Annotated in this window: 16 protein-coding genes; 13 read left to right on the plus strand and 3 right to left on the minus strand. The window is 45.3% G+C overall.

Translation table 11 applies throughout. The features are described from left to right. The first annotated feature begins 34 nt into the window (after positions 1-34). The 5 genes from AC787_RS06585 (at position 35) to AC787_RS06605 (ending at position 13,018) form a co-directional block, all read left to right on the plus strand. The gene (locus AC787_RS06585) at positions 35-1,774 is read left to right on the plus strand and encodes a histidine kinase (RefSeq protein ID WP_054024046.1); all 1,740 of its coding nucleotides are present in this window, start codon (positions 35-37) and stop codon (positions 1,772-1,774) included. Next, positions 1,774-3,396, plus strand: a complete 1,623-nt coding sequence (locus tag AC787_RS06590; RefSeq protein WP_054024047.1) for a response regulator — start codon at positions 1,774-1,776, stop codon at positions 3,394-3,396. Before AC787_RS06585 ends, AC787_RS06590 begins: the two co-directional genes overlap by 1 nt. Before the next feature lie 85 nt (positions 3,397-3,481). Further along, entirely contained in the window at positions 3,482-5,722 is a 2,241-nt protein-coding gene (locus AC787_RS06595; protein WP_054024048.1) for an FAD-dependent oxidoreductase, read from the plus strand. Positions 5,723-5,729: 7 nt separating this feature from the next. After that, entirely contained in the window at positions 5,730-6,938 is a 1,209-nt protein-coding gene (locus AC787_RS06600) for an SGNH/GDSL hydrolase family protein (RefSeq protein ID WP_054024049.1), read from the plus strand. A gap of 434 nt (positions 6,939-7,372) precedes the next feature. Beyond that, a complete protein-coding gene (locus tag AC787_RS06605; RefSeq protein ID WP_152970595.1) occupies positions 7,373-13,018 on the plus strand; it encodes a hypothetical protein in 5,646 nt (1,881 codons plus the stop codon). An 85-nt stretch (positions 13,019-13,103) separates the two neighbouring features. Here AC787_RS06605 and AC787_RS06610 read toward each other — a convergent pair whose 3' ends face one another. Both AC787_RS06610 and AC787_RS06615 read right to left on the minus strand, forming a co-directional pair. Beyond that, positions 13,104-13,841 (minus strand): cupin domain-containing protein, encoded by a 738-nt coding sequence (locus AC787_RS06610; protein ID WP_063847494.1) that lies wholly within the window; start codon positions 13,839-13,841, stop codon positions 13,104-13,106. Positions 13,842-14,006: 165 nt separating this feature from the next. After that, entirely contained in the window at positions 14,007-15,305 is a 1,299-nt protein-coding gene (locus tag AC787_RS06615) for an alpha-glucosidase/alpha-galactosidase (RefSeq protein WP_054024051.1), read from the minus strand. Positions 15,306-15,453: 148 nt separating this feature from the next. Here AC787_RS06615 and AC787_RS06620 point away from each other — a divergent pair, with 148 nt between their 5' ends. The 6 genes from AC787_RS06620 (at position 15,454) to AC787_RS34060 (ending at position 20,037) form a co-directional block, all read left to right on the plus strand. Continuing rightward, positions 15,454-16,308: an AraC family transcriptional regulator gene (locus tag AC787_RS06620; RefSeq protein ID WP_235560919.1), complete on the plus strand. Its 855-nt coding sequence runs from the start codon at positions 15,454-15,456 to the stop codon at positions 16,306-16,308. 225 nt (positions 16,309-16,533) lie between these two features. Continuing rightward, positions 16,534-17,121, plus strand: a complete 588-nt coding sequence (locus AC787_RS06625; RefSeq protein WP_054024052.1) for a hypothetical protein — start codon at positions 16,534-16,536, stop codon at positions 17,119-17,121. 178 nt (positions 17,122-17,299) lie between these two features. Continuing rightward, positions 17,300-18,241 (plus strand): aldo/keto reductase family protein, encoded by a 942-nt coding sequence (locus AC787_RS06630; RefSeq protein WP_054024053.1) that lies wholly within the window; start codon positions 17,300-17,302, stop codon positions 18,239-18,241. A 15-nt stretch (positions 18,242-18,256) separates the two neighbouring features. Beyond that, the gene (locus AC787_RS06635; protein WP_054024054.1) at positions 18,257-19,114 is read left to right on the plus strand and encodes an NAD-dependent epimerase/dehydratase family protein; all 858 of its coding nucleotides are present in this window, start codon (positions 18,257-18,259) and stop codon (positions 19,112-19,114) included. A gap of 232 nt (positions 19,115-19,346) precedes the next feature. Continuing rightward, complete coding sequence (locus tag AC787_RS06640) at positions 19,347-19,553, plus strand: hypothetical protein (protein WP_054024055.1); 207 nt, start codon at positions 19,347-19,349, stop codon at positions 19,551-19,553. 307 nt (positions 19,554-19,860) lie between these two features. After that, positions 19,861-20,037: a hypothetical protein gene (locus tag AC787_RS34060; protein WP_161807521.1), complete on the plus strand. Its 177-nt coding sequence runs from the start codon at positions 19,861-19,863 to the stop codon at positions 20,035-20,037. Between the two features lie 61 nt (positions 20,038-20,098). Here AC787_RS34060 and AC787_RS06645 read toward each other — a convergent pair whose 3' ends face one another. Then, on the minus strand, positions 20,099-21,118 hold the full coding sequence (locus AC787_RS06645; protein ID WP_054024056.1) for a LacI family DNA-binding transcriptional regulator: 1,020 nt from the start codon (positions 21,116-21,118) through the stop codon (positions 20,099-20,101). Between the two features lie 126 nt (positions 21,119-21,244). On the opposite strand from AC787_RS06645, the gene AC787_RS06650 reads away from it, so the two are divergent. After that, positions 21,245-23,035 carry an L-fucose isomerase gene (locus AC787_RS06650; RefSeq protein WP_200930701.1) on the plus strand — a complete coding sequence of 597 codons (1,791 nt, stop codon included), beginning with the start codon at positions 21,245-21,247 and terminating at the stop codon, positions 23,033-23,035. A 15-nt stretch (positions 23,036-23,050) separates the two neighbouring features. After that, the gene (locus AC787_RS06655; protein ID WP_054024058.1) at positions 23,051-23,710 is read left to right on the plus strand and encodes a class II aldolase/adducin family protein; all 660 of its coding nucleotides are present in this window, start codon (positions 23,051-23,053) and stop codon (positions 23,708-23,710) included. The last annotated feature ends 51 nt before the right edge of the window (positions 23,711-23,761 follow it).

Raw genomic sequence — 23,761 nt, forward strand, 5'->3', positions numbered from 1 at the left:
TTAGTTTAATACGGAATTAAAAGGAAGATGATCGATGCGAAGAAGAATCAGCTTGCCTTTAAAACTATTTTTTATCGTGTTTGCGTTTGTATTAAGCTGCATAATCTTGATAAGCCAATTGTCTTATCGCTATGTCCAAAAGGAAATAAGAACCAATGATATTTATTACACCAACCAAATACTTGATAAGGTCGATCAGTATTTCACCGTTAATTTTTCCTCCTTCCAGACGATCCTGTTCTCGGTCGAAACATCGGTGAAAGCCAACATTGACAATACGGAAGTGATCAAAAAGCAATTAAGAGAGCTATATGAACTCAACAGTAATTACGTCAGTAATATTTACCTAATTAAAAGCGATTTATCTATTCTAGGCGGAAGTACACCTACCCGAATATTCGATGAACCTTTAGCTGAAAGAGAACCTTTGTTTGATGCGGCTGACAAGAACAGAAGGACTACCTTTGTCAGTGCTCCTTACAAATCCAAGTATTCAGGCTGGACAGTTACGATGGTTCGATATCTAAACGGCGCTCCGTTTCCTATGGCCATTGCAGTAGATTTGGATCTAAATGCCATTGAAGAAACCTTGTTCAAGATTAATAAAAAAGAACAAATGAATCTAGCTCTGATCACCGCATCGGGTAAAATCATTGCCGGATTTTCGGAAAATATAGGACCACTGAATATTCAAGATCACACTTTTACAATCGGGGAAACGTCAGCGGAACAAATTCTTGATACTGCTGAAACAAGCCTTCAACTGCATACCAAGGATGGTTTGCCGGTCTCCCTTCTGAAAAAACCGACGGAGAAATTCAATTGGACAATCATCTCGATCAACGATGAATCACGCTTGAAAGCTGCTTTGTCCAGACTAGAAACCTATTATATCGGGCTTCTAGCCGCGGGTTTTCTCTTAAGTTTGATCATTTCCTTTTTTATTGCCAAATATATAAGGAATCCGCTCTATGCGCTCAAAACAAAAATGAAGCGGGTGGAGCAAGGCGACCTGACAACTACAATAACGATTAACCGAAACGATGAGTTTGGAGATCTTTCCCGAGCCTTCGATCGTATGCTGCGGCAAATTGTGGAACTGATTCGGCGAGCGGAGCTTCATAATGAACTTGAGCGGAAGCTGGAAATCCAAGTGCTGCAGTCGCAAATAAATCCTCATTTTCTGTATAACACGCTTGGTTCTATCAGCAATGTTATACGCCTAGGACAAATAGAGAAAGTAGATGTGGTGATCGGGTCTCTCATTTCATTGTTGGAATACGGGATAGATGACGCTTCGGAGAAGGTTTCACTACGTCAGGAATTGCGAAATGTATCGGACTATATCGAGATCCAGAACATCCGTTATAACAGGAATTTCCAATTGATTGAGAATATCGAAGCAGGGTTAATAGATTTTTCGGTTTTTCGAATGCTGCTGCAGCCCCTTGTGGAGAATAGTATCTTCCATGGTTATAACGGAGGGGGGATCGAGGGTTCGATTACGATTCATGCGTACAGGGAGGGCGGCATCGTCATCATAGAAGTAGTTGATCAAGGCGAGGGAATTCCAGCTGATAAAATAAAGCATATTTTAATTTCAGAACCGAGTGATGTGGAAGTAAAAAGGAAAAGAATCGGATTAAATAATATTCATGGCCGAATAAGACTTCATTACGGAGAACAGTTCGGGCTCCAAATCATAAGCATACCTAAGGAAATAACCCGTGTTCGCGCTTTATTCCCAGCAGGCTTGTTTAAAGGAGATGCATGATGGTGAGAGACTACACCTGCTTCATTGTTGACGACGAAGATCTAATCATTCAAAGATTGGAATTGTTTTTTAACGAGCTCTCCCATAGGGATAGGAGATTTCATTTAGTGGGAAAAGCGAATAATGGGCTGGAGGGGATAGAGGAGATTTTAAAGCTTAAACCGGATATCGTGATATCTGATATCGTTATGCCGCGAATGGATGGAATTTCCATGATTGAGCAGCTAAAGCCGGAGCTCCCCCATACTCAATACATACTTTTGACCGCCTATTCATCCTTTGAATACGCCCAGCGCGCTATTCAGGCCAACGTTCTGGAGTACATTGTTAAGGTTCCGCTCAGGGAAGCGGATTTGGATCGAGCTCTAGATAAGGCAGCCGGGATTTTAAATGAGGTTAAGAAAAAAGAAGCGGAATTTCAATCGTTAAACGTATCCGTGCTTGAAAATAAATATAGAGTCCGCAAGCAATTTTTTAACGAGCTTATTAGAGGCGAAATTCCTTCTCATCGGGCATCAGATTTTGCCAATCGCATGCAGTTCCATTTCTTTCAAGCCAACTATTGCTGCTTCATTGTTGAAATGAATCTGTATGAAAGTTTCCGAAACGAGTACTCTGCCGCTGACCAAAACATCTTGAAATATGCGATTACGAATATAATCGAAGAAACGGTGATGAATGGTGGCAGAGGTGTAGCTGCGGATCTATCCGATAATCGTTTCATTGGCTTTCTTTCCTGGGAAAATAATCGCAGTGATATGGAAACGGAATATGCTTGCCAGTCATTGGGAGGGCAGATCGTCTCTCATTTGCATCAATATTTGAATCAAAGGGTATCCGTTGCTTTTGGAGGTCCGCACCGAGGCTGGGAATCTATCAAACAAGCATACACGGAAGCTAAAAATGTGAGTGAGGATTTCTATTATCATACAGAGAAAGTAGTAAAAACACCCGTGCATCGGTTCCATTACCATAATGACAGAAAAGAGGAATTTCAGCAGAAACTGGCTGATTTTCTTGCATGGGTGAAAAGAAAGGTTTCCAAGGAAGAGCTGGAGAAAGCTTTTGCTGATTTGAACCAATTTGTTACGGACCATAAAATCCATAAATCCATCATGGCGCCTATGCTGCGAGACTTGTATAGAGACATTACTGTGAAGTTTAAATCGGGGAACAAGCTGGCCACGGAAGTAGCAGAGTTCCCCATAGAATTTATGGCGTTTCGGGAGCAGCTTGCCTATATTGGCGACTTCACATTCGAATATGTACACGCTGGTCAACTTTTACATCGTGCAGAAATTATGAGTGCTATGCAGTTTATAGAGAAAAACCTGAAACAGCGTTTAACGTTGGAGGCTATTGCCGAGGATGTGAATTTAGCTCCATCGTATTTTAGCAGCTTATTCAAAAAAACAATGAACGAAGGCGTTATCAGCTACATCAACCGTAAAAAAATCCAATTAGCTCTCGAGCTGTTAAATGTTCGGGATTATTCTTTATTGGAATTGTGCGAGGAAGTAGGAATCGTCAATGAAGGTTATTTTTGCAAACTATTTAAAGAATATACGGGTGATACGCCTAAGCAATATCGGATAAAAATGACACGGTATGAATCCAAATAAGGTTACAAAAAAATGTATGATTTTTTCGCGAAATCATGTAAAAAAAAAGGGATCAAAAGGATTACCATGATAGAAGGATCTAATCATGGAGGTTATCAAAATGGAGCTTATTAAAGCAGATGTAACCGTTGTAGGCGGAGGTATTGCTGGGATATGTGCTGCCATTGCTGCCGCACGCCAAGGGCTGCAAGTTTCACTTATTAATGATCGACCGGTTCTTGGGGGAAATGCGAGCAGCGAGGTCAGGGTTCATATCAACGGGTCGGCATATCTCGGAAACAGTCCATCCTATTATGCACGCGAGGGCGGGCTCGTGGAAGAACTCAAGTTGAAGATTTTTCACTATAATCCGTTATACAACAAGAAGCTTATGCTTTCGCTTTCGGATACGGTCTTGCTCGACATGGTTTATGATGAGCCTAACATTTCTCTATTCCTGAATACCTGCGTGCATGAAACGGGCATGGAGAACGGCAGAATTAAATGGGTGGAGGGCCTTCAACTCGCTTCCGAAAGAAAATTTCGTTTTGAAAGCCGAACTTACATCGATTGCTCCGGAGATGGAGTTGTCGGATATCAAGCAGGTGCTCACTTCCGATGGGGGAGAGAAGCGAAACATGAATACAAGGAAGAATTGGCTCCTGAAGTGGCGGACCATTACACCATGGGTGATACGATCCTGTTTCAAGCCCGTGACGTAGACTATTCCGTTCCATACAAAAGGCCTGGCTTTGCGTATGATATTACGAAGTTGGCCTTTTTCGATAGTATCAGAAAAGGCTTAAACCATCGGGCTTTTCCAAGAAAAATCAACGGGCTTGGCGGGCTGTGGTGGTTGGAATATGGCGGACATATGGATATTATCAAGAATAATGAAGACATCGCATTGGAACTGCGGAAATTGGTGTACGGGATATGGGATTATATCAAAAATAGCGGCGAATTTGATGATGTCGACAATCTCATCTTGGATTACGTATGCCCGATTCCGGGAAAGCGGGAGTCGAGGCGGTTTATAGGGGATCATATGTTGTCTCAGAACGATCTTACAGCAAAGCCGCATTTCGAAGATGCTGTATCCGTCGGAGGATGGTATATGGATTTACATGCGAATAAGGGCATCTACGATGAGGGGCCGGCTACAGCATGGAATTTCGTGCCTGGATTGTACAATATCCCTTTCCGCAGTTTATTTTCACGAAATATTCCTAATCTCATGTTCGCTGGTCGCAATATAAGTGCTACCCATGTGGCTTTCGGATCTACAAGGGTCATGGCAACCTGCGGTTGTATGGGGCAGGCGGTTGGAACGGCTGCTTCGTTATGCTTGAAATATGAGGCAGACCCCGCGGCCATAGTCGAAGCTCATATGGGGGAGCTGCAGGCGCTGCTGCTTAGAGACGGTCAAACGATTGTAGGGCTTCAAGAGGAATTGGATCCTTACTTCGCTGACGGATTAACTATTCGTGCCTCGTCTCAGCGCAGCTATGACAATCTTCATCCAACCGAAGAGATTTCCTTGGAGAAAGCGTTATGTTTGGTCTTACCGATTCAGACATCCTTGGCTGAAAGCGTACGGATCAAAATTAAAAATATGTCCGAGCATTCGGAAACTCTGCACGTGAAGCTGTTTGGCGGGGAACGGAAGGAAAACTACATCCCCTCCAGCGAGTTGAAAGACTACCGCTTGGTTATTGCAGCCGGTCATGACGACTGGATTACGCTGGACCTCAGCTGCAAGAAGCCGGCTGACGACAAAATCTATATCGTATTGGAAGGTACGGCGAGCCTTGCCGTATACGCTAATGAAGAGAAATTGACAGGAGCGGTCAGCTTCCATTATAGGCCGGAAGAGCCGTCCAGGCTGAAGAAATTTAATAAGAGCATATGCTTCAAGGACCTGTTACCAGCCCAAAATATGTATAATCCCGAGAATGTCGTCAATGGCTTCTCCAGACCTTATGGTCTACCGAACGGCTGGATTTCTGAACGTACGGAAGGACAGGAATGGTTGGAATTCTGTTTTGCAAGCCCCAAAAATGTGGACGAAATCCATCTTGTTTTCAATTCACAGTTGGATTTGGAGCATTTCGATGATCCTATCCAGCTCCTTGTCCAAGATTATGATGTGATCTTGACCTTAGAAGACGGAACCGAGAGTGAAATCATCATCCGTGGAAATTATCTCACGTTGAATAAACATAAGGTGGATGCGAAACGTGTAACACGAGTCCGGATTAATTTCTGCGCAACTTATGGTTCTCCTTATTATGAAGTGTTTGCTGTAAAATGGTATGCTCCTAAAACGATAAGTGAGGACAGGTGAAGTCGCGATGAAGGAATTATTCCCTCGAAGAGGGCTGCCTAATGTCATTCCAAAGTTGGAAAATGGGGAAACAGTAACAATCGTCTATTTTGGCGGCAGTAATACACGTTCTGAAGGATACAGGGTCATGACGGCGGATTGGCTTCGAGGTAAATATCCCAATGCGGAAATCCGCTCTGTGAACGCAGGCATTGATGGGACAGGATCGGACCTGGGCTGCGCCCGCTTGGAGACGGATGTGCTGCTTCATCAGCCTGATCTTGTGTTTGTTGAATTTGTTGGTAACGATGGCGGAGTTCCCGAATCCAAGGCCCGGATCGAAGGAATTGTCCGTCAGATCCGCAAGCGGAGCCGGTTTACCGATATCTTGTTCGTTTATACGCTGAAGGAGCGGGATGTGGCCCTATTTCAATCTGGCGAATACCAGAAGGGGGCCCTTATGCAGGAGGAAGTGGCCGATTATTACGGTATACCTTCGATTCATCTGGGCGTAGCGGTCAGTCAATTGGTGTCCGAGGGAAAGCTCATTTTCACCTCAAGGGCAGAGCAGTCCAATCCCGGAGCCGTTATTTTTACACATGATTCGATCCATCCGACAATTCCCGAAGGGCATCAGATTTACACGGATACGATCACCCGGTCATTTGAGAAAATTAGCGAACTTCGAGATCACCTGGGAAGGTTGGAACATCACTTGCCTCAGAATCCGTTGGTCCCGGCTAATCCTTGGGAGTATGCGGCCATGCTGCCACTGGATAGTCTTACTCATTTTTCGGCAGGATGGTCTTACATGACCCCCGATGATTTTGCTTTAGCGCGCGAGTACAATTGGTTGTTCCCCGGCCTATGGCGAGCAGTCGATCCTGGAGAGGCTACCACGGTGCAATTCGAGGGAACCCATATCGGGTTATTCGATATCGGGGGGCCAGATTCCGGCAGATTGAAGGTGTCGGTGGATGGAGGGGAACCCTTTCTTATCGATCGATTCACACCACACAACGATCATAATCGAAATCAGTATGTTTTCTTACCGGAGCTCCCGAATGGGAAACATACGGTTCGCTTCGAAGTCGATATCGAGAAAACAGACAAAGCGGCTGTGTTTGAGGCATGCGGCAATGAACGAAGTACGGAGCATGTTCGGCAGCATCCAGCTTGGTATGATCAAACGGTAATTCAGCTTGGGAAGTTGTTATTGGTACAGCCGCCATTATAATTAATCATTAGGCTTTGTCCACTTGGGAGACTTACATCCTATCTGACTGCAATTGAGCGGTCAATTAGGATGTAGGTTTCTTTTTTTAAATATAAGAGTTTATAAGTTTGTTAGCTTATAAAGGGCTTATATTTCACCGTCAAAGCTACTTCAGCGTCTAAAGGACGCTAAAGGCGTTTTTGCTTGATATAAGACTCTTTATATGTTTCACGCGATAAAGTATTCTTCTATTTCTACGAGAAACGGATCCCCTCCTCTTGCAGAGGACGGCGAAGCCGTTTCTTCTTGCTTAATATCTTATAAGAAATTCATGAAATGAAAGAAATTTCACGGTGATGTGACATGCTATGATAAAAACGACAGAGCGGGATTAGCCAGAAGGATAAGGCTAGTTGCTTCTTTACGACCATTCGAGCAAAGGGGGCATTATTATTTTGGAAGCGTTATCATTAGAAGGAGAGGCTGTGAGTGGTTTGGTCAAAAGGAAACTGTTTTTCTTAATCGTTTTCCTCGTGACGATAGTAGTTCCTTTCAGCCTAGTCGGAATAAGGACCACTTATGCGGAGACCTTACCGTATCAGACGATTATCATCGATGACGGGAGCATCACGATTAATGATGTTGTGACACCTGATGTGGGTAACGAGAACAACGGATATTCGGATCCAAATTGGACCACAAGCACAGGGGTGAAGGGGTATGATAATTCCAGCTCCCAATATACGAGTACGGCAGGCAGATCGATAACATGGAATCCAAGATTGGAAGCGGGAACGGCGAAAATATCGTTATACAAGCTTAACTGGGAGGATAAGGCAGATAGCAATGTGAAAATTGAAATCGTTCATAATGGAACGACGGATGTACTCTTTATGGATCTGAGACCCTCATTTGGCGCACCTGCGGGATGGGTTGATTTGGGAGAGTACTATTTTTCCGGGGTTGGTGAAGAATTCGTTAAATTGACCCGGTCAACCAGCACTACGAGCACGATCCTTACGCGTGCTGATGCGGTCAAGTTCGAAGGGAATATTCAGCAGAAAGAGCCGCATAAGACGATCATCATTGATGATGGAAGCCTCACGATTGACAATGTGGTCACCGTTGATGCAGGTAACGCGAGTAACGGGTTCTCCGCTCCTTATTGGACCACAAGCGCTGGAGTGAAGGGATACAATAATTCCAGTTCCAAATATACGGATGCCGTAGGCAGAAGTATCACATGGAACCCGCGCTTGGAAGCAGGGACTGCGAGAATATCGTTTTATAAGCTTGATTGGGCGGATAAAGCAGATAGTAATGTAAAGATTGAGATTGTTCACAACGGGATTACGGATGTTTTGTTTATGGATCTTAGACCTTCGTCGGGCCCATCGGTCGGATGGGTGGATTTGGGGGAGTATTATTTTAGTGGCGACGATACCGAATTTGTAAGGCTCACCCGGACGCAACCTACGACGGGCACGATTATTACCCGGGCCGATGCGGTCAAGTTCGAAGGAAATATTCGGCAGCAAGCACCACCGTTGCCCCCGCTGCGGAGCCGCACGTTAACGAATCTCAGTTACACGGAAAAAGGCAGCATCGAAAATGCAAACTATAAGGCGACCTTCTATGAGGCAGCATGGGATGGAGGCAAATCCATCGTTCGTGACATGTTCTACAAAAACACGGACACGGGGAACTGGATGCCAATCAACAATGTGGCGGAAAGGCTTGAGGAGCAATGGGTTTTATTGGATGGGAATGCGGGAAGCCGAACCAATTACTACGATACGATGAACAAACGCTGGATTACATTCGACGGGATTAGTTTTCCCGACAGCCACACGGCGGTATTAACCGATTCTATGCATGGAAGCGATTACGATTTTCAAGTGAACTGGTCCATGTCAGGGGACAAACCTGATGTTTCCGTCGCCTTTACACCTCGCCGGGATGGCAATTATGTGATCGGCTATCAGTCTTTCACAACAGAGCTAATCTCTGGCGTTAATGAAGTGTTAAATGGTTTCAGGTCACATGCAAAAATGGTAGGTACAGTGGAATCAACAAGCTTGAGAGAGTTGACCGCTCCGATGAGTCTGGTTGAGAAGAATGACGGAGTGGGGAACGCTTTGACGTATGGCGTATTTGTACCGTCGGAAGAGCTTCCGGTTGAATTTGAAATGACGGGAGGCGTTACGAAACAACGGCTTGGGATGAGTCTTGTCAACAACGAAGGCAGCGTGCAGCCGATCATTTATGCTCCTCAGCTGGGGACTTATTCGCAAATGACCGCAGAAAACACGTATCAGTTCCATATGGGGCTAATCGCTCAAAACAGCAGTTTGTATGAGGCCTACGAGGATATTCTCCGCAGTGAATACGGTTATTCGGCATACCGGGAAAATGTTGCCGATCAGTCGCTTACTGACGCGATGTTCAATATGATCGATCTGCTCAAGATAGAGCCGCAAGGAGACGACTCTGTTCAGTTTGTTCCGTCACCCAGCGGGTGGTGGAGCCGTGCCAAGGGCTTTATTGATATCGAAAACGAGGATAGCGTACGAACAAGCTCGAATGCAGTTCTTTTGGGGGCTTACTATTTGACCGGGGATGACCAGCTTTACGATACGAGAGCATTGCCGTCCGTCCAGTATGGCGTATCGCGAAATGGTATCGGCTGGTCGCCGACGCAGAAGAAAGTATACGGCGTGCCTTCGTTATGGAAAATGGCCACCCTGCCGTTCGATGTCTCAAGCGTAGCCGCTGTTAATCAGATGATGGGCACTTCGGCAGGAATTGGGGCGCTGGCTCAGGAAGAGTACCTCGTGCGTGATCCTGACCAGAAAGACCGGGGCCCTGTCATTCAGCCGCTGATGATGTATCGTATGACGGGAGATGCGCAGTATTTACAGGCTGCCAAGGATGCAGCCGACAGCTATATCCTGCAGCATATCGATACTCCTGAATCCGTCGATGTGAGCAAAAATGAGTTCATTTATTATTATAGCAAGCTGTGGATGGAGATTTTGGAGCTTTATGAGGAAACTCAGGATCCTAAATACTTGAATGCCGCATATAAGGAAGCCAAAAGGTACGCCACCATGTTCGTTGCCCGTCCAGTTCCTGAAGGTACCGTTACGATTCCACAGCCCGAGACGTATAATTACGCGGAGTCGTTCCATTGGCCGGAAAGCGGGAAATACCAATATCCGAGGGGCAAGCTCCCAGAGGACGTAGCCGGAGGCGTACAAGCGGATAGTTGGCTGGTTTCACCGAGCGGATTGACGTTTGAGGCGGGAAGCACAACCGGCTATTATCGGATGAACGCTCAGGAAGCGCCGTTCATGCTGAGATTGTCGCTCTATACAGGTGATAAACTGCTGCAGGATATCGCTCATAATGCGGTCATCGGACGATATTCCAGCTATCCAGGTTATTACTATAAGGGTTTCGCCGTTAGTCAACTTGAACCGGAATTTCCTCTAGAAGGCCCAAGCGGGGCTACATCCATCTATTATCACCATATTCCGGGGCAGCTCGGGCAAACGATGGATTATTTGATCAGCGAACAATCATTGAAATCGAACGGGAGCATTACATTTCCTTCCGTATTCGAAACGAATTTTTTATGGTTCAAATATCACCTTTATGGGAATAAACCAGGTCAATTCTACGGTAATTCCGACGTTTGGCTCTGGATGCCCAAGGGGATTATCCAGACTAACGATCCTCAATTGAACTGGATAACGGGAGAGAGCGGGGATAAATTCTACATCGGGCTAAGCAACTCATCGTCCGATGAAGTTCAGACTTCGATTGAATTGAATGCGGAAATCATTGGGTTCAACCCGGCACAGGATTATACCGTAACCATCATCCGCGATAATGGCACACCAGAGCAAGCGGTTATGAGCGGCGGAAGCATTCAAACTACGGTATCAAGCAAGGGAATAACTGCTATCATTGTAGAAGGACTCAACATTGACGTGCCGCTGCATCAGGTTAGAACGGCTGATACATCGGATGCAAGCTATTTCTTCGATATCCACAGTCCAATCGATGCGGTTAAAGGCATGCTGATCGTTAAGCCCGACGAAACGGTTTATGATGCTTATGTGCAGGCAAAAACGACGAAACCAGCGACAATCCATTATTCCTTAGATGGCGGGGCTACGTATACCACCATTCCAGATGCGATATATCCGATGGAATGGTCGATACGGGTAAACGATTTATCCCAAACCTTCACTTATTATGTGGAATCGGACGGGAAACAGACCCGCAAGCGGATACTCTATCTGCCTGATCAGGTAACGACAACTCCAGTTCAACCGGATTGGCAGGATGGTTCATCTATCATTGTGGATAATACGGAGGCGGAGACAGAAGGCGTCTGGATACGGGATACAACGGCTAACGACTATTACTATGATAACTATGTGTATGCCAAATCGACGGCCGGCACAGCGACAAGCAGAATAGTATGGCGGCCTGAGCTGCCGGAAAGTGTTACTTACAGCGTGTATTACAAGCTTCCGCAAATAACCACTGCCAGTGAAAATTGGGCAACGAATGCCTCTTTTACCGTTTATTATAGCGGGGGATCCGAAACGGTTACCGTTGATGAGACAACGGCCAATGGGACTTGGGTGCACCTGGGAGCTTATCCTTTTGCAGCAGGCGATAGTGGGTATGTGGAATTAACCAATAAGGCCAACAAGTCACGGGTTGTTGCCGATGCGATCATGTGGGTGGACCCAAACAGGATGCCGCAATTGGAGTCTGCGGTGATCCTATCGGATCGGGACGAACTGCAGATGACTCAAACCGCACAACTGAGCGTAACCGGCTATTTGGAAAACGGTCTGATTGGTGATCTGACACAGGCAAATGTGCAGTATTTCGTTGATCGAACCGATCTGGCTGAAGTGGACAATAGCGGTTTGTTGACCCTTCAAAGTCTCGATGGGGAAACGGATCACATTGAGGTATGGGCCACTGTAACGATTGACGGAGTAACCTTAACAACACCTCCTTTGACCATAACGATCAGAGACCTAACGGTTATTGTCGACAGCACAAATACGACTGGGTTATACACGACAGCAGGGTCTTGGAGCCAAAGCAATTTAGCAGGATACAAAATTGGTGTTAAGTCCCGATACTCTACAGTTCAAGGATCATCAGCGACGTGGAAAGGCCAGTTTCCAGAGGGGAAATATACGGTCTCCATCTACAAGATCGTCCATACGACGGCAAACGATAATTATGTCAAAGTGGAAGTGAAGCATAAGTCCGTTACCGAGGTCACGTATATCGATGCGACAGTCGGCTCGTCGGGTTGGGTTAATCTTGGAACGTTCGACTTCACTGGAGACGGCAGCGAGTATGTTCGTTTAACCAGGGTTACTCCGACAACGGTAGATCCGCCAACTCTACCTGCCGATATGATCTATACGAGGGTTGATGCAGTCAAGTTCGAACGGCATTCCGTTAGTCCGGAGCAGCTTGCAAATGGGGTGCCAGGTAAACCGACTCTTTCGAATAATAGCGGTGTTGCGACAGGCTTACATGATGGAAATTATGAGGTTACGATGAATATGTGGTGGGGAAATAATGGCTCACTGTATAAGTTGTACGAGAATGGCCAATTGATCCAAACGAAGTCACTGGCCGATGTATCGCCAGCTGCCCAGACTTCCATTATTCCTATTCAAGGTAAGCCAAATGGAACCTATGTGTATACATGTGAGTTATCGAATGGGTATGGAACGACTTCATGTGATCCACACACCGTCACCGTGGCTGAGGCGAATCCCGGCAAACCTGTGTTGTCCAGTGACAACTGGGATCAAGATGGGAACTATATCATTACTGCTAATATGTGGTGGGGCACGAACGCAGCACAGTATCGATTATATGAAAATGGCGAACTTATTGAAACGCAATCTTTATCTTCACACACACCAAGTGCCCAATCGGCAATTACACAAATTTCAGGAAAAGCTCCTGGCAGTTATCAATATCGCGGCGAGTTTGTGAATGGTAGTGGAGTAACGGTAAGTGATGTTATACAAATTATTGTAAAATAACACTAAGAGCCGAGTGGATGAGAACGATCCATTCGGCTCTTTATTTACCTGCCTATTTCAAGCTGCGAAGCTTGCGTTAAACTTATTAATATGGATGCTGATAATACTGCTGACCATACATTTGATGGTAGTAACCTTGGTTTGGTTTAGCTTGGGTCGATTGAATGGCTTGATTAGGTTGATAAGCTTGATTGGATGGCAAAGTTTGATTAGGTTGAAATTGGGCTTGTTGCTGGATAGGAGCTTGGCTATGCTTTTGCATATTTTTGCTTTGACCTTTTACCGGATTATAGCTGCAATTGCTCGGAGGGCCAAGAATAACGGTATCTGTTAAAGGAGCTAACGTGTTTTCTAGTTTTTCTTGATCCAAGCAGTAGGTATACGCAAGTATGTTAGTTGGAGTTAACCTTAAAATATCGGAGCCAAAAATGACTTGAGGGGTTGGCGCATCAAAGATTGCAAGCAGATGCGTGTTATCGACAGTCGCCATTTCATAGTGCCACCACCCTTGAGGGATGTTAACGACTTGGGCTGGATGCACAAGGTAATGAAGGAATTCATTCGTAAAAGGATTCATTAGCGCGATTTCAGCTGCACCCGAAATACAATAAACGAGCTCAGCGGCATTCTGATGGTAATGAGGCTCAACGACGTTGCTTTTGCTAAGGTAGATATCTAGAAGAGATAGATTAGTTAACGTATTCAATTGCTTGACTGACAGCAAATTGATGTAGTTATAAGGATCTTTTTTGAAAAAAGAATTGTTGTTCATATCATAGGCAAATTCCGTCTGTGGAGACGTATAATCCATATACGAAGTCATTTGAAAATCCTGCCCCTCTTCCATATACTGGTTGAATGTTTACTGGGTTAGGATATGTGTTTGCCTATGCCCTTGTGATAGTTTTTCAAAAAAACAAGGCTGACGACTGCTTGAATAACGATGCAGTCATCGGCCTTGTTTTTATTTTGCTTGCGCTTGTAATATTTATTTGTAGCTTGGAAGCCAGTTGCCATGCGCTTCGATAAGCTCATCACATAGCGAAACGATGTCATCCATTGACAGCTCTGCAGATGTATGCGGATCAAGCATGGCAGCGTGATAAATATGATCGCGCTTGCCAGTAATCGCAGCTTCGATTGTCAATAGTTGCGTGTTGATGTTCGTGCGGTTTAACGCTGCAAGCTGTGGCGGCAGATCACCGACGTATGTAGGTGTAACGCCATTCGCATCAACCAGACACGGTACTTCAACGCAAGCTTCTTTAGGCAGATTTGTAATTAGCCCAGTGTTCATCACGTTGCCGCCAATTTTGAACGGATTGTTGGATTCTATGGCTTCAAGAATGTATGAAGCATATTCATGGCTGCGGCAGTGCTCAAGGTTGCTGTCATTGATAAGCGATTCGCGCATCGATTTCCAGCCTTCAATTTGATTTACACAGCGGCGAGGATACTCATCGAGAGGAATGTTGAAACGCTCGATTAACTCTGGATAATTGCGTTTGATGAAGTATGGATGATATTCAGCATTATGTTCAGAAGATTCGGTAATGTAGTAGCCGAATTTCAACATCAGCTCGTAGCGAACCATATCATTATGCTTCTCCAATTGCTTCTCGGCTGCACGGCGTTTGATTTCTGGGTAGAGATCAACACCGTCTTTGCTCGCTTCAAGCAGCCACGCCATATGGTTAATGCCTGCAATTTTGTATTTAACACCCGTTGTGTCCATACCCAAATGATCAAATAGATGCGGTACGCATACTTGTACACTGTGGCATAAGCCAACTGTTTTGACGCCGCCGTATGTGTTCATGACATTAGTTAGCACTGCCATCGGATTCGTGTAGTTAAGGAACAAAGCATCTGGACAAACCTCGTTAATATCGCGAGCGAAATCAAGCATAACAGGAATGGTGCGCAGATTACGGAATATGCCGCCAATACCTACTGTATCGGCAATGGTTTGGCGTAAGCCATATTTTTTTGGAATCTCAAAATCGGTAATAGTGCAAGGGTCATAGCCGCCGACTTGAATGGCGTTTACGATGTATTTGGCTCCGCGGAGCGCTTCTTTTCGGTCTGTATAAGCCTTAATTTGACAGGTGCTTTCACTTGTTTTTTTAATGTTAAGGAGCATTTGCTCGGAATCGAGAAGACGCTCAGCATCAATGTCAAATAAAGCAATTTCAAAACCTTGCAGTGCAGGCGTTTGCATGACATCTCCAAGAATATTTTTGGCAAAAACGCTGCTTCCTGCGCCGATAAAAGTAATTTTAGGCATTAGACAATAGCCTCCTATTGGATGATTGCTGACTCCTCTAGTATAAGGAGAACAACTGTAAATGAATATGGAAGGAACGAAGCATTATATGGAGAAATGTTGCATCTTTTAGTATGCTTATAGGAATGAGCTTGTTGGAGGTGTAAAGGTGGCAACGCATCATCGTTTTTCCATGAGTATTAATACAGCCCCGCTTAAAGGCGAAATGTCGGTATTGTTTAGCGGAAGCGGCGAACCAGTAGGAGGCCATTTTATTGGACCGGCCGTTCATGATTATTATTTGATTCACATTGTGCTGGATGGAGAGGGCGTATTCGAAACGCTGGGTAAGACTTATCACTGCAGCGCGGGTGATGCATTCGTCATTTTCCCAGACATTTTGGTGAAATACGTGGCAAGCATGAATAATCCTTGGAAATATACTTGGGTGGGCTTCTCAGGAGATATTGTAGAGTCTTCTCTTAGTTCCATTGGTATTACACCAGATCTTGCTGTTATTCGCGGATTCTCGCTGCCTGCGGTCGATAGGATGTTCAGGAAAATGCGCAAAGGTATGGAGAAAACGAATGCCCCGGCGCTTGGCAATATGGAGGCTTCTGGCTGGCTGAGATTAATATTGCATGAGCTTGGACGTATGAATCTTACGAGAATAGCCGACGAGATCGTACCAGAGTCTCGTTCTTATCGACAAATCGATCAGGCTATCCGCCTAATCTCCTTGCAATATGGACAACAGCTCTCGATAGAGGAAATCGCACGAACACTCGGCTATCATCGCGCGCATTTAACGAGATTATTCAAGGATGCAACTGGCTTGCCGCCTATGCAATATTTGCTAAAGGTACGAATGAAGAAGGCGGAGGAGCTGTTAGAAGGGGAGCTTACTATTGCCCAAATTGCGACCTCTGTCGGCTTCAATGATCCGCTCTTTTTCACCAAGCAATTTCATAAATGGAGCGGACAATCACCTACGGAATTCCGGAAAAACTTGATTAAGGAATAGATTCACAAATGACAGCACGATTATCTGGAGGAGGCAGCGCAATACTTGCGACTGCCTTTTACCTGTTCACGGGCAGAAGAGTGGATCAACTGAACAAAGGTTTGTGGATAAAATATCCATAAATGCAACCTTAATGACCACGTAGGAGTCTAATTCATTGTGAGCATATGATCCGCTTTGAAATGAAACCTATCCATTAAAATAGCGTTAATAGGAGGATTTTAAGTGAAGTTCAAAATATGGTTTGTCATGATTTCAGTCGTTTGCCTACTTAGTGCCTGTGAGATGGAAGAGAATAATGGCGCAGAGAGTAGCAGTGGGAAAATGGTGTCAAGTGAGTCAGAAGAGATACAATCTGCAAATAGTGAGAATCAGTTAACCGAAGAAATGGACGAGGTCATTTCAAATCACATTATACAGAAATACTCAACGGTATCTACTCAAACGGAGAAGCAATTTGAGGTACATCACGTTTATGGCACGAGCGAATTATCTGGGATCATTACTGCATATATGCATTCCTATTTTGGCGGGTTTAAAAAATCTACTGGCATAGAAAATCAAGTGGGACATTCATTGCCTGCAGTTATTCGTTTAAAGAAAAAAGCAACAGGATATGTTGTAATCGAATATACAGAACCGAAAGACGGTAATCTCTATCAGTCTTCTTTGAAAAAAATGTTCCCAGAAAAATATTTAAATAGGTTACATCAAGATAGTGGAAATATAGAGGACTTGCAAAAAGAGATGGATGGCAAAGTGTTGCAATGGCTGGCAGAAGTGGAAAGTAATTCGACTAGCCCTGCTGGATAATTTTATTAAATATAAGGAAAATACAATAGTTACTTTTTGTATAGTATGTATATTTCATATAATATAGTGATCTTTTTTTCACTACTTACATTTTGAAACAAACTTCACTAGAATAGAGATGCAAGCTAAAGAAAACATTTCGATTGCTATTTTACAATTCAAGAGGAGATGAGTAGAGATGCAATTTCGTCAATTAGGGAAAAGTGGATTAAAGGTTAGCGAGATCAGCCTGGGAAGCTGGTTGACATACGGAGGATACGTAGAACGCGAGAACGCGGTGAATGCAATTCAAACCGCCTATGGGCTTGGCATTAATTTTTTTGATACAGCAAATGTTTATGAGAGGGGAGAAGCAGAGAAGTTGATGGGCGAGTCGCTTCGTGCTTTTCCTCGGGAATCCTATGTGCTTGCAACCAAAGTATTTGGCCAGATGGGCGACGGTCCAAATGATCGGGGATTATCGCGCAAACATATTATGGAGCAATGTAACGCCAGCCTGAAACGGCTTGGAGCTGATTATGTAGATTTGTATTACTGTCACCGTCATGATCCGAGTACTCCGATGGAAGAGACTCTGCGTGCACTCGACGATTTGGTTCGTCAAGGGAAAGTGTTGTACGTTGGCGTCAGCGAATGGACAACAGCTCAAATGGTGGAAGCGCATGCCATAGCCGATCGTTACTTATTAGATCGAATCGTGGTTAACCAACCGATTTATAATATGTTCAACCGTTATATTGAGAAGGAAGTCATCCCTTATGGAGAGCGCGGCGGAATTGGACAAGTCGTGTTTTCGCCGCTAGCTCAAGGACTGTTGACTGGCAAGTACAGTTCCGTGAATGAAGTACCCGCGGACAGTCGTGCTGCGAAGCTCGATGGCATGCGCAAGGGTGTTACCGAGGAGAAAATCAACAAAGTGCGCGAGCTCAGTGTTGTGGCAAGTGAGCTGGAGCTAACAGTGGGGCAGCTCGCTCTTTCTTGGATTTTGCGGCAGCCGAATGTTTCTAGTGCACTAGTTGGAGCAAGTTCCCCTGTACAGGTGGAAGAGAACGTGAAGGCGGCAGGCATCGTGCTAAGTGCAGATGTTTTAGAACGTATTGAACAAATCGTAGGCTCATAATAAGGAGTGAATGAAGTGCCGAAAGTAGTGGTTACAGGCGGTAGCGGTATGCTGGGCAAATGGGTGGTCAAGCATTTTGTCGATCAGGGATACGAGGTCATAAATGCGGACGTAAAACATCCGGCAGAGCCATTGTGCCGTACCGTAATCGTTGATTTGAACAATTTGGGCGAAGTATACGGCGTCTTGGCTGGTGCTGATGCAGTCGTACATTTGGCAGCGATTCCAGTTGCTTACTCGCATCCGAATGAGGTTACGTTTCACAACAATGTGATGTCTACCTACAATATATTGGAGGCTGCGGCGGGTCTTGGTATCCGCAAGGCAGTCATCGCTTCAAGCGAATCTTCCTACGGTCTGGTGTTTGCCAAAGAGAAATTCGGCCCACAATATGTACCTGTCGATGAAGAACATCCGCAGCTTCCGGAGGACAGCTATGGATTGTCCAAAATCGTTAACGAACAAACGGCGGATATGATCAATCGGCGAACAGGTATGCAGGTGGTGTCATTCCGTCTTGGCAATGTCATTGCGCCTGAAGCGTATGAGAGATTCGAGTCATTTATTCATGATCCCGAGCAGCGCGAACGTATTTTATGGAGCTACATCGATACTAGAGATGCAGCTGAGGCTTGTCAGCTAGCTATTGAAGCAGAGGGACTAGGAAGCGTGGCGATCAATCTTGCCGCGGATGATTCCAGCATGGCGCTGCCAAGCCGGGCGCTTATGGCAGCACGTTTTCCCGAGGTCAATGATTTCCGCAAGCCGTTGGAGGGGCACGAAACACTCCTCAGCAATGAGAAGGCCAAACGGCTTCTCAACTGGATGCCGAGGCATGCATGGCGCGATTATGTCAACGGCTGGAGCGAGTGACGTTCATAGCCGTAGATTTATTTTTAAAAGCAGAGCATGGAGAGTCAATATCTCCATTGCTCTGCTTTTTTTGCGTCATGCACTTTTGAATAGTTAGCTCATTCGTGTAAGAAATCATTGCAATCAAACGTTAAGGTAAGGAACGGTTAATATTTGGATTTTTGCGGTAGCGTGTTATTTTTAGACGATTTCGGGGTAAACCTACTTATACGCGAAAAGGAGCTGATAAAGCATGTCAGATAACGAAAACAAGCCGCTGGAAGTTCCTGAGACGAATCCAGGACATGAGCCAGAAATTACACCTCCGAAATCGCCGGTGATCAAGCCTGATCAGCCCATTCCAGAAATCGAGCCTCAGACTATCCCAGAGATTAAACCAGAGGTTGTACCTGAGATCAAGCCGGACATCCCTCCCGAGATTCCGCCAAAACAATACTAGCGACTAGTCTCAAATGCAATCAAGCCCTAAGGCCGGATTTCTCCTTGTAGGAGGAGTTCCGGCCTTTTTTGGCTGTTAATCTGTCCAAACACTGCAAGTTTTGGCTCGATATACTGCATAGAGAACATATTATGGGGGTGCAACGCAATGATAACGATTAGTTTATGCATGATTGTAAAAAACGAGGAGCAAATTCTAGCAAAATGCTTAGATAGGGGGCATTCTCTCCAAATTATTTGCAAGTGTCTTTTTTCAAACGGTTATAGTAACAACATTTACGTTTGATTTAGAGATAAGAGTAAATGGTGTGCCAAGAATTTCAGACCAAGAAGATTTTACGAATGTAAGCGGCTTGATTGATGCCGGTGGTATTGTACAATTACAAGCTCGTGATAGAGTTGAAGTATTTGCGACGGTTTTTGATAAAAACGTCGAAATTCAGAGTGGAATAGCTACCCGTTTTGAAGGAGCAAGAATAAGCTAGAGAATTAAAAATAGTGCCTAGAGGGTCTCCTCAAGGCATTTTTTATAAGAAGCAGTATCATTTAAAGCGAAGGAATCTTCTTTACCGATCTACGGATAATCAGCTCTGCCGGCAAAACGATTTTTTTCCATGGCAGCTCTGTTTCACGCTCATGAATACGGTCGACGAGCATTTGCATGCCCATGTAGCCGAATTGGTACGCTTGCTGAGCGGCAACCGTTAGAAAAGGCTCTACTTCTGAATAAGGCCCCAGGTCGTCAAAGCAAACGATGGACATATTCTCAGGAACACTCATTCCCCGTTCACGAAACAGTCGTAAAATTTCTACAGCAAGCACGTTGTTGCCCGCAACTATGGCGGTTGGAGGAGGGGAGAGCTGATCGAGCCACTGACCCATTTCTGTCAAATCGTTTAAAGGACCAAAGCTGGTCTCAAATACATAATGCTCGTTATAAGCCAAATCGTTAAGCTTCATGCCGTCTTGATAGCCTTGCAGCCGCAGTCTCGCACTTGATATGGATGAAGATCCATTCACCATAGCAATCGTGCGATGACCTTGTGATGCAAGATGCTCAACGAGTCTTCTTGCGCCGTCCCTGCTGTCGCCGAGCACAATATCGCAATCAATGCCTGGCACCTCACGGTCAAGCAGCACGAATGGCACATTATGTTTGCGCAGAGAATTCAAATGAGGAAGCGAAGGATCTCCTGCAGGTGCAACAAGAACTCCGTCAACGCGAGTCGTCAAGATGGTCGTCACATAATCGGCTTCCTTGTCCAAATTTTCATCGCTGTTCCCAAACAGCAGACGATAGCCTGAACGTTTGGCAGCATCCTCTGCGCCGCGAGCAAGCGTCGTATAGAAGGGGTTCATAATATCAGTTATGAGCAGGAATAGCAGCTTCGTTTGCTGGAGCACGAGGCTTCGTGCCGTTTGATTCGGCACATAACCTAGCTCTTCCATGACACGAGTTACTTTCGTTCTCGTTTTTTCGCTTATTTTGCCAGTGTTATTGATAACTCTGGAGACGGTCATAGCGGATACGCCTGCCTTAGCCGCTACATCATATATTGTTACCATTTCGTAGTCCCCTTATAGATAAATCGTAGATTCTATCATACAAAAAAGTAGTCATTGACAGCAAGCCTTATTGTTGTTATTTTAATGTTATCGGTAACATTATTTTAAAATAATGGAGGTTTTATTATGGTAGATACAAGTTTTCGTTTTCAATCAGGGTTTCCAAAGATCGGTATTCGTCCAACCATTGACGGCAGACGGAAAGGCGTTCGTGAATCGTTAGAAGAGCAAACGATGAACATGGCAATCGCTACAGCTAAGCTGTTATCGGAAAATTTGCGTTATCCAAATGGCGAACCCGTTGAATGTGTTATCGCTGACAGCTGTATCGGCGGAGTTGCTGAAGCGGCTGCATGCGCACAAAAATTTGCAACATCTGGGGTAGGGGTATCGATAACGGTAACACCTTGCTGGTGCTATGGTACAGAAACGATGGATATGGATGCAAGCATTCCGAAAGCGGTATGGGGCTTTAATGGGACAGAGCGTCCGGGCGCAGTGTATCTAGCAGCTGTATTATCGGGATACGCGCAAAAAGGGCTTCCAGCCTTCGGTATATATGGCGAGCATGTTCAAGATGCAGGTGACACTTCCATTCCGTTTGATGTGAAAGACAAGCTGATCGGGTTTGCGAAAGCAGGGCTTGCAGTCGCTTATATGCGCGGTAAATCGTATTTGTCGATGGGCTCTGTATCCATGGGTATCGCCGGTTCAATCGTAAATGACGCATTCTTCCAAGAATATCTTGGCATGCGGACGGAGTATATCGATATGTCTGAATTTGTACGCCGCATGGAAGAGAATATTTATGATACTGTGGAATTCGAGAAAGCGCTTTCTTGGGTAAAGGAGAACTGCGTTGAAGGACCGGATAATAATCCTGTTGATATCCAAACCTCAAGAGAGCGTAAAGATGCAGACTGGGAAACGGTTGTAAAAATGACGCAAATCGCCCGTGATCTGATGATTGGCAATCCAGAGCTTGCTAAGCTTGGTTTCGGCGAGGAAGCTGGCGGCCATAATGCGATCGTAGCTGGTTTCCAAGGGCAGCGGCAGTGGACGGATCATTTTCCAAACGGAGATTTTATGGAATCCATACTTAATTCATCGTTTGATTGGAACGGCATAAGGGCGCCTTATATGGTAGCTACAGAAAATGACAGCTTGAATGGCGTGGTTATGCTCTTCGGATATTTGCTTACGAATACGGCTCAAATTTTTGCCGATGTCCGCACGTATTGGAGCCCAGAATCAGTTGAGCGAGTTACAGGACATAAGCTGGAGGGTGCAGCTGAGAACGGTTTGCTCCATTTGATTAACTCCGGTCCGGCTACGCTGGACGGAACAGGAGAGCAGACGAAGGATGGCGAGCCGGTCATGAAGCCGTTCTGGGAAATATCGGAGGAAGAAGCCCAAAAATGTTTGGATGCTACTTCATGGCGGCCAGCTTCTGTCGAGTATTTCCGCGGAGGCGGTTACTCCTCTGATTTCTTAACGCGCGGAGGCATGCCAATGACGATGTCACGCATTAACTTGGTGAAAGGAATTGGTCCTGTACTCCAAATCGCGGAAGGGTATTCGGTTGAATTGCCGCAGGATGTACATGACACGCTCGATAAACGTACGGATTCGACATGGCCTACAACTTGGTTTGCTCCAACGCTGACGGGCGAGGGTGCTTTCAGCTCCGTTTATGAGGTTATGGATAATTGGGGGGCAAATCACGGCTCTATAAGCTACGGACATATTGGTGCTGATTTAATTACGCTCGCATCGATGCTGCGGATTCCGGTTAATATGCACAACGTTTCGAAAGAGCGCGTATTCCGTCCAAGAGCATGGGGACTGTTCGGTACGGCGAGTCCAGAGAACGCTGATTACTTAGCTTGTCAAAATTTCGGACCTATCTACAAATAAATCGGAGGTTTTACAATGAGCAGCACGGACATTCGCAACGAGCTATGCAAATATGCTCGCAAAACAGTAACGAACAAGCTGGTTGTAGGGCCAGGCGGTAATATAAGCGCTAGGTTTGAAGGAAAAATGTATCTTTCTCCAAGCGGCTTCGCTCTTGATGAGGTTGAGCCTCATCAATGGGTCGAGGTAGATATTGAGTCCGGGGAAATAACGGATATCGGTCTTCGTCCTTCCTCTGAGGTGCTAATGCATTTATATGCTTATCGCGCTAATCCGGATATTGGGGCAATTGTCCATACGCATCCGCCTTATTGCATTGCTTTCACTTTAGTTGAGCAGGAGCTTCCGATCATGTTTCCAGATCAAGCTGCACTCGTTGGCAAGACGGTGTACGTTCCTTATGTGCTTCCGACGACGGATAAGCTTGCCGATGCTTATGTGGCGAAGGTGAATGAAGCAAGCTCGGTGCTGCTCGGCAACCATGGACTAGTTACATCTGGACGCAATTTGCGTGAGGCCTATTACCGTACTGAGGTTGTGGAGGAGAGCACGAAGATTTATTTGATTGCCAAGGCGATTCGCGAGCCGAAGGTACTGACGAAAGAAGAGTTTGAAGAGATCGCATCGCTAGAGAGTGAAGCGTACCGCATCGAATTGCTGCAAAAGATGAAATGATCGGCGGCCATTTCGCGAGGCGCTAGCTTTTAGAGAAAGGAGGCTTTAAGC

The organism is Bacillus sp. FJAT-28004 (assembly GCF_001280845.1).
In the GTDB taxonomy this organism is placed as follows: Bacteria; Bacillota; Bacilli; order Paenibacillales; family Paenibacillaceae; genus Pristimantibacillus.

Excerpts from the sequence above, each read along its gene's own strand:
- AC787_RS06645 (WP_054024056.1), bottom strand. The coding sequence starts at position 21,118 with ATGGTAACAATATATGATGTAGCGGCTAAGGCAGGCGTATCCGCTATG.
- AC787_RS06615 (WP_054024051.1), bottom strand. The coding sequence starts at position 15,305 with ATGCCTAAAATTACTTTTATCGGCGCAGGAAGCAGCGTTTTTGCCAAA.
- AC787_RS06600 (WP_054024049.1), top strand. The coding sequence starts at position 5,730 with ATGAAGGAATTATTCCCTCGAAGAGGGCTGCCTAATGTCATTCCAAAG.
- AC787_RS06630 (WP_054024053.1), top strand. The coding sequence starts at position 17,300 with ATGCAATTTCGTCAATTAGGGAAAAGTGGATTAAAGGTTAGCGAGATC.
- AC787_RS06650 (WP_200930701.1), top strand. The coding sequence starts at position 21,245 with ATGGTAGATACAAGTTTTCGTTTTCAATCAGGGTTTCCAAAGATCGGT.
- AC787_RS06655 (WP_054024058.1), top strand. The coding sequence starts at position 23,051 with ATGAGCAGCACGGACATTCGCAACGAGCTATGCAAATATGCTCGCAAA.
- AC787_RS06585 (WP_054024046.1), top strand. The coding sequence starts at position 35 with ATGCGAAGAAGAATCAGCTTGCCTTTAAAACTATTTTTTATCGTGTTT.
- AC787_RS06610 (WP_063847494.1), bottom strand. The coding sequence starts at position 13,841 with ATGACTTCGTATATGGATTATACGTCTCCACAGACGGAATTTGCCTAT.
- AC787_RS06595 (WP_054024048.1), top strand. The coding sequence starts at position 3,482 with ATGGAGGTTATCAAAATGGAGCTTATTAAAGCAGATGTAACCGTTGTA.
- AC787_RS06590 (WP_054024047.1), top strand. The coding sequence starts at position 1,774 with ATGGTGAGAGACTACACCTGCTTCATTGTTGACGACGAAGATCTAATC.
- AC787_RS06640 (WP_054024055.1), top strand. The coding sequence starts at position 19,347 with ATGTCAGATAACGAAAACAAGCCGCTGGAAGTTCCTGAGACGAATCCA.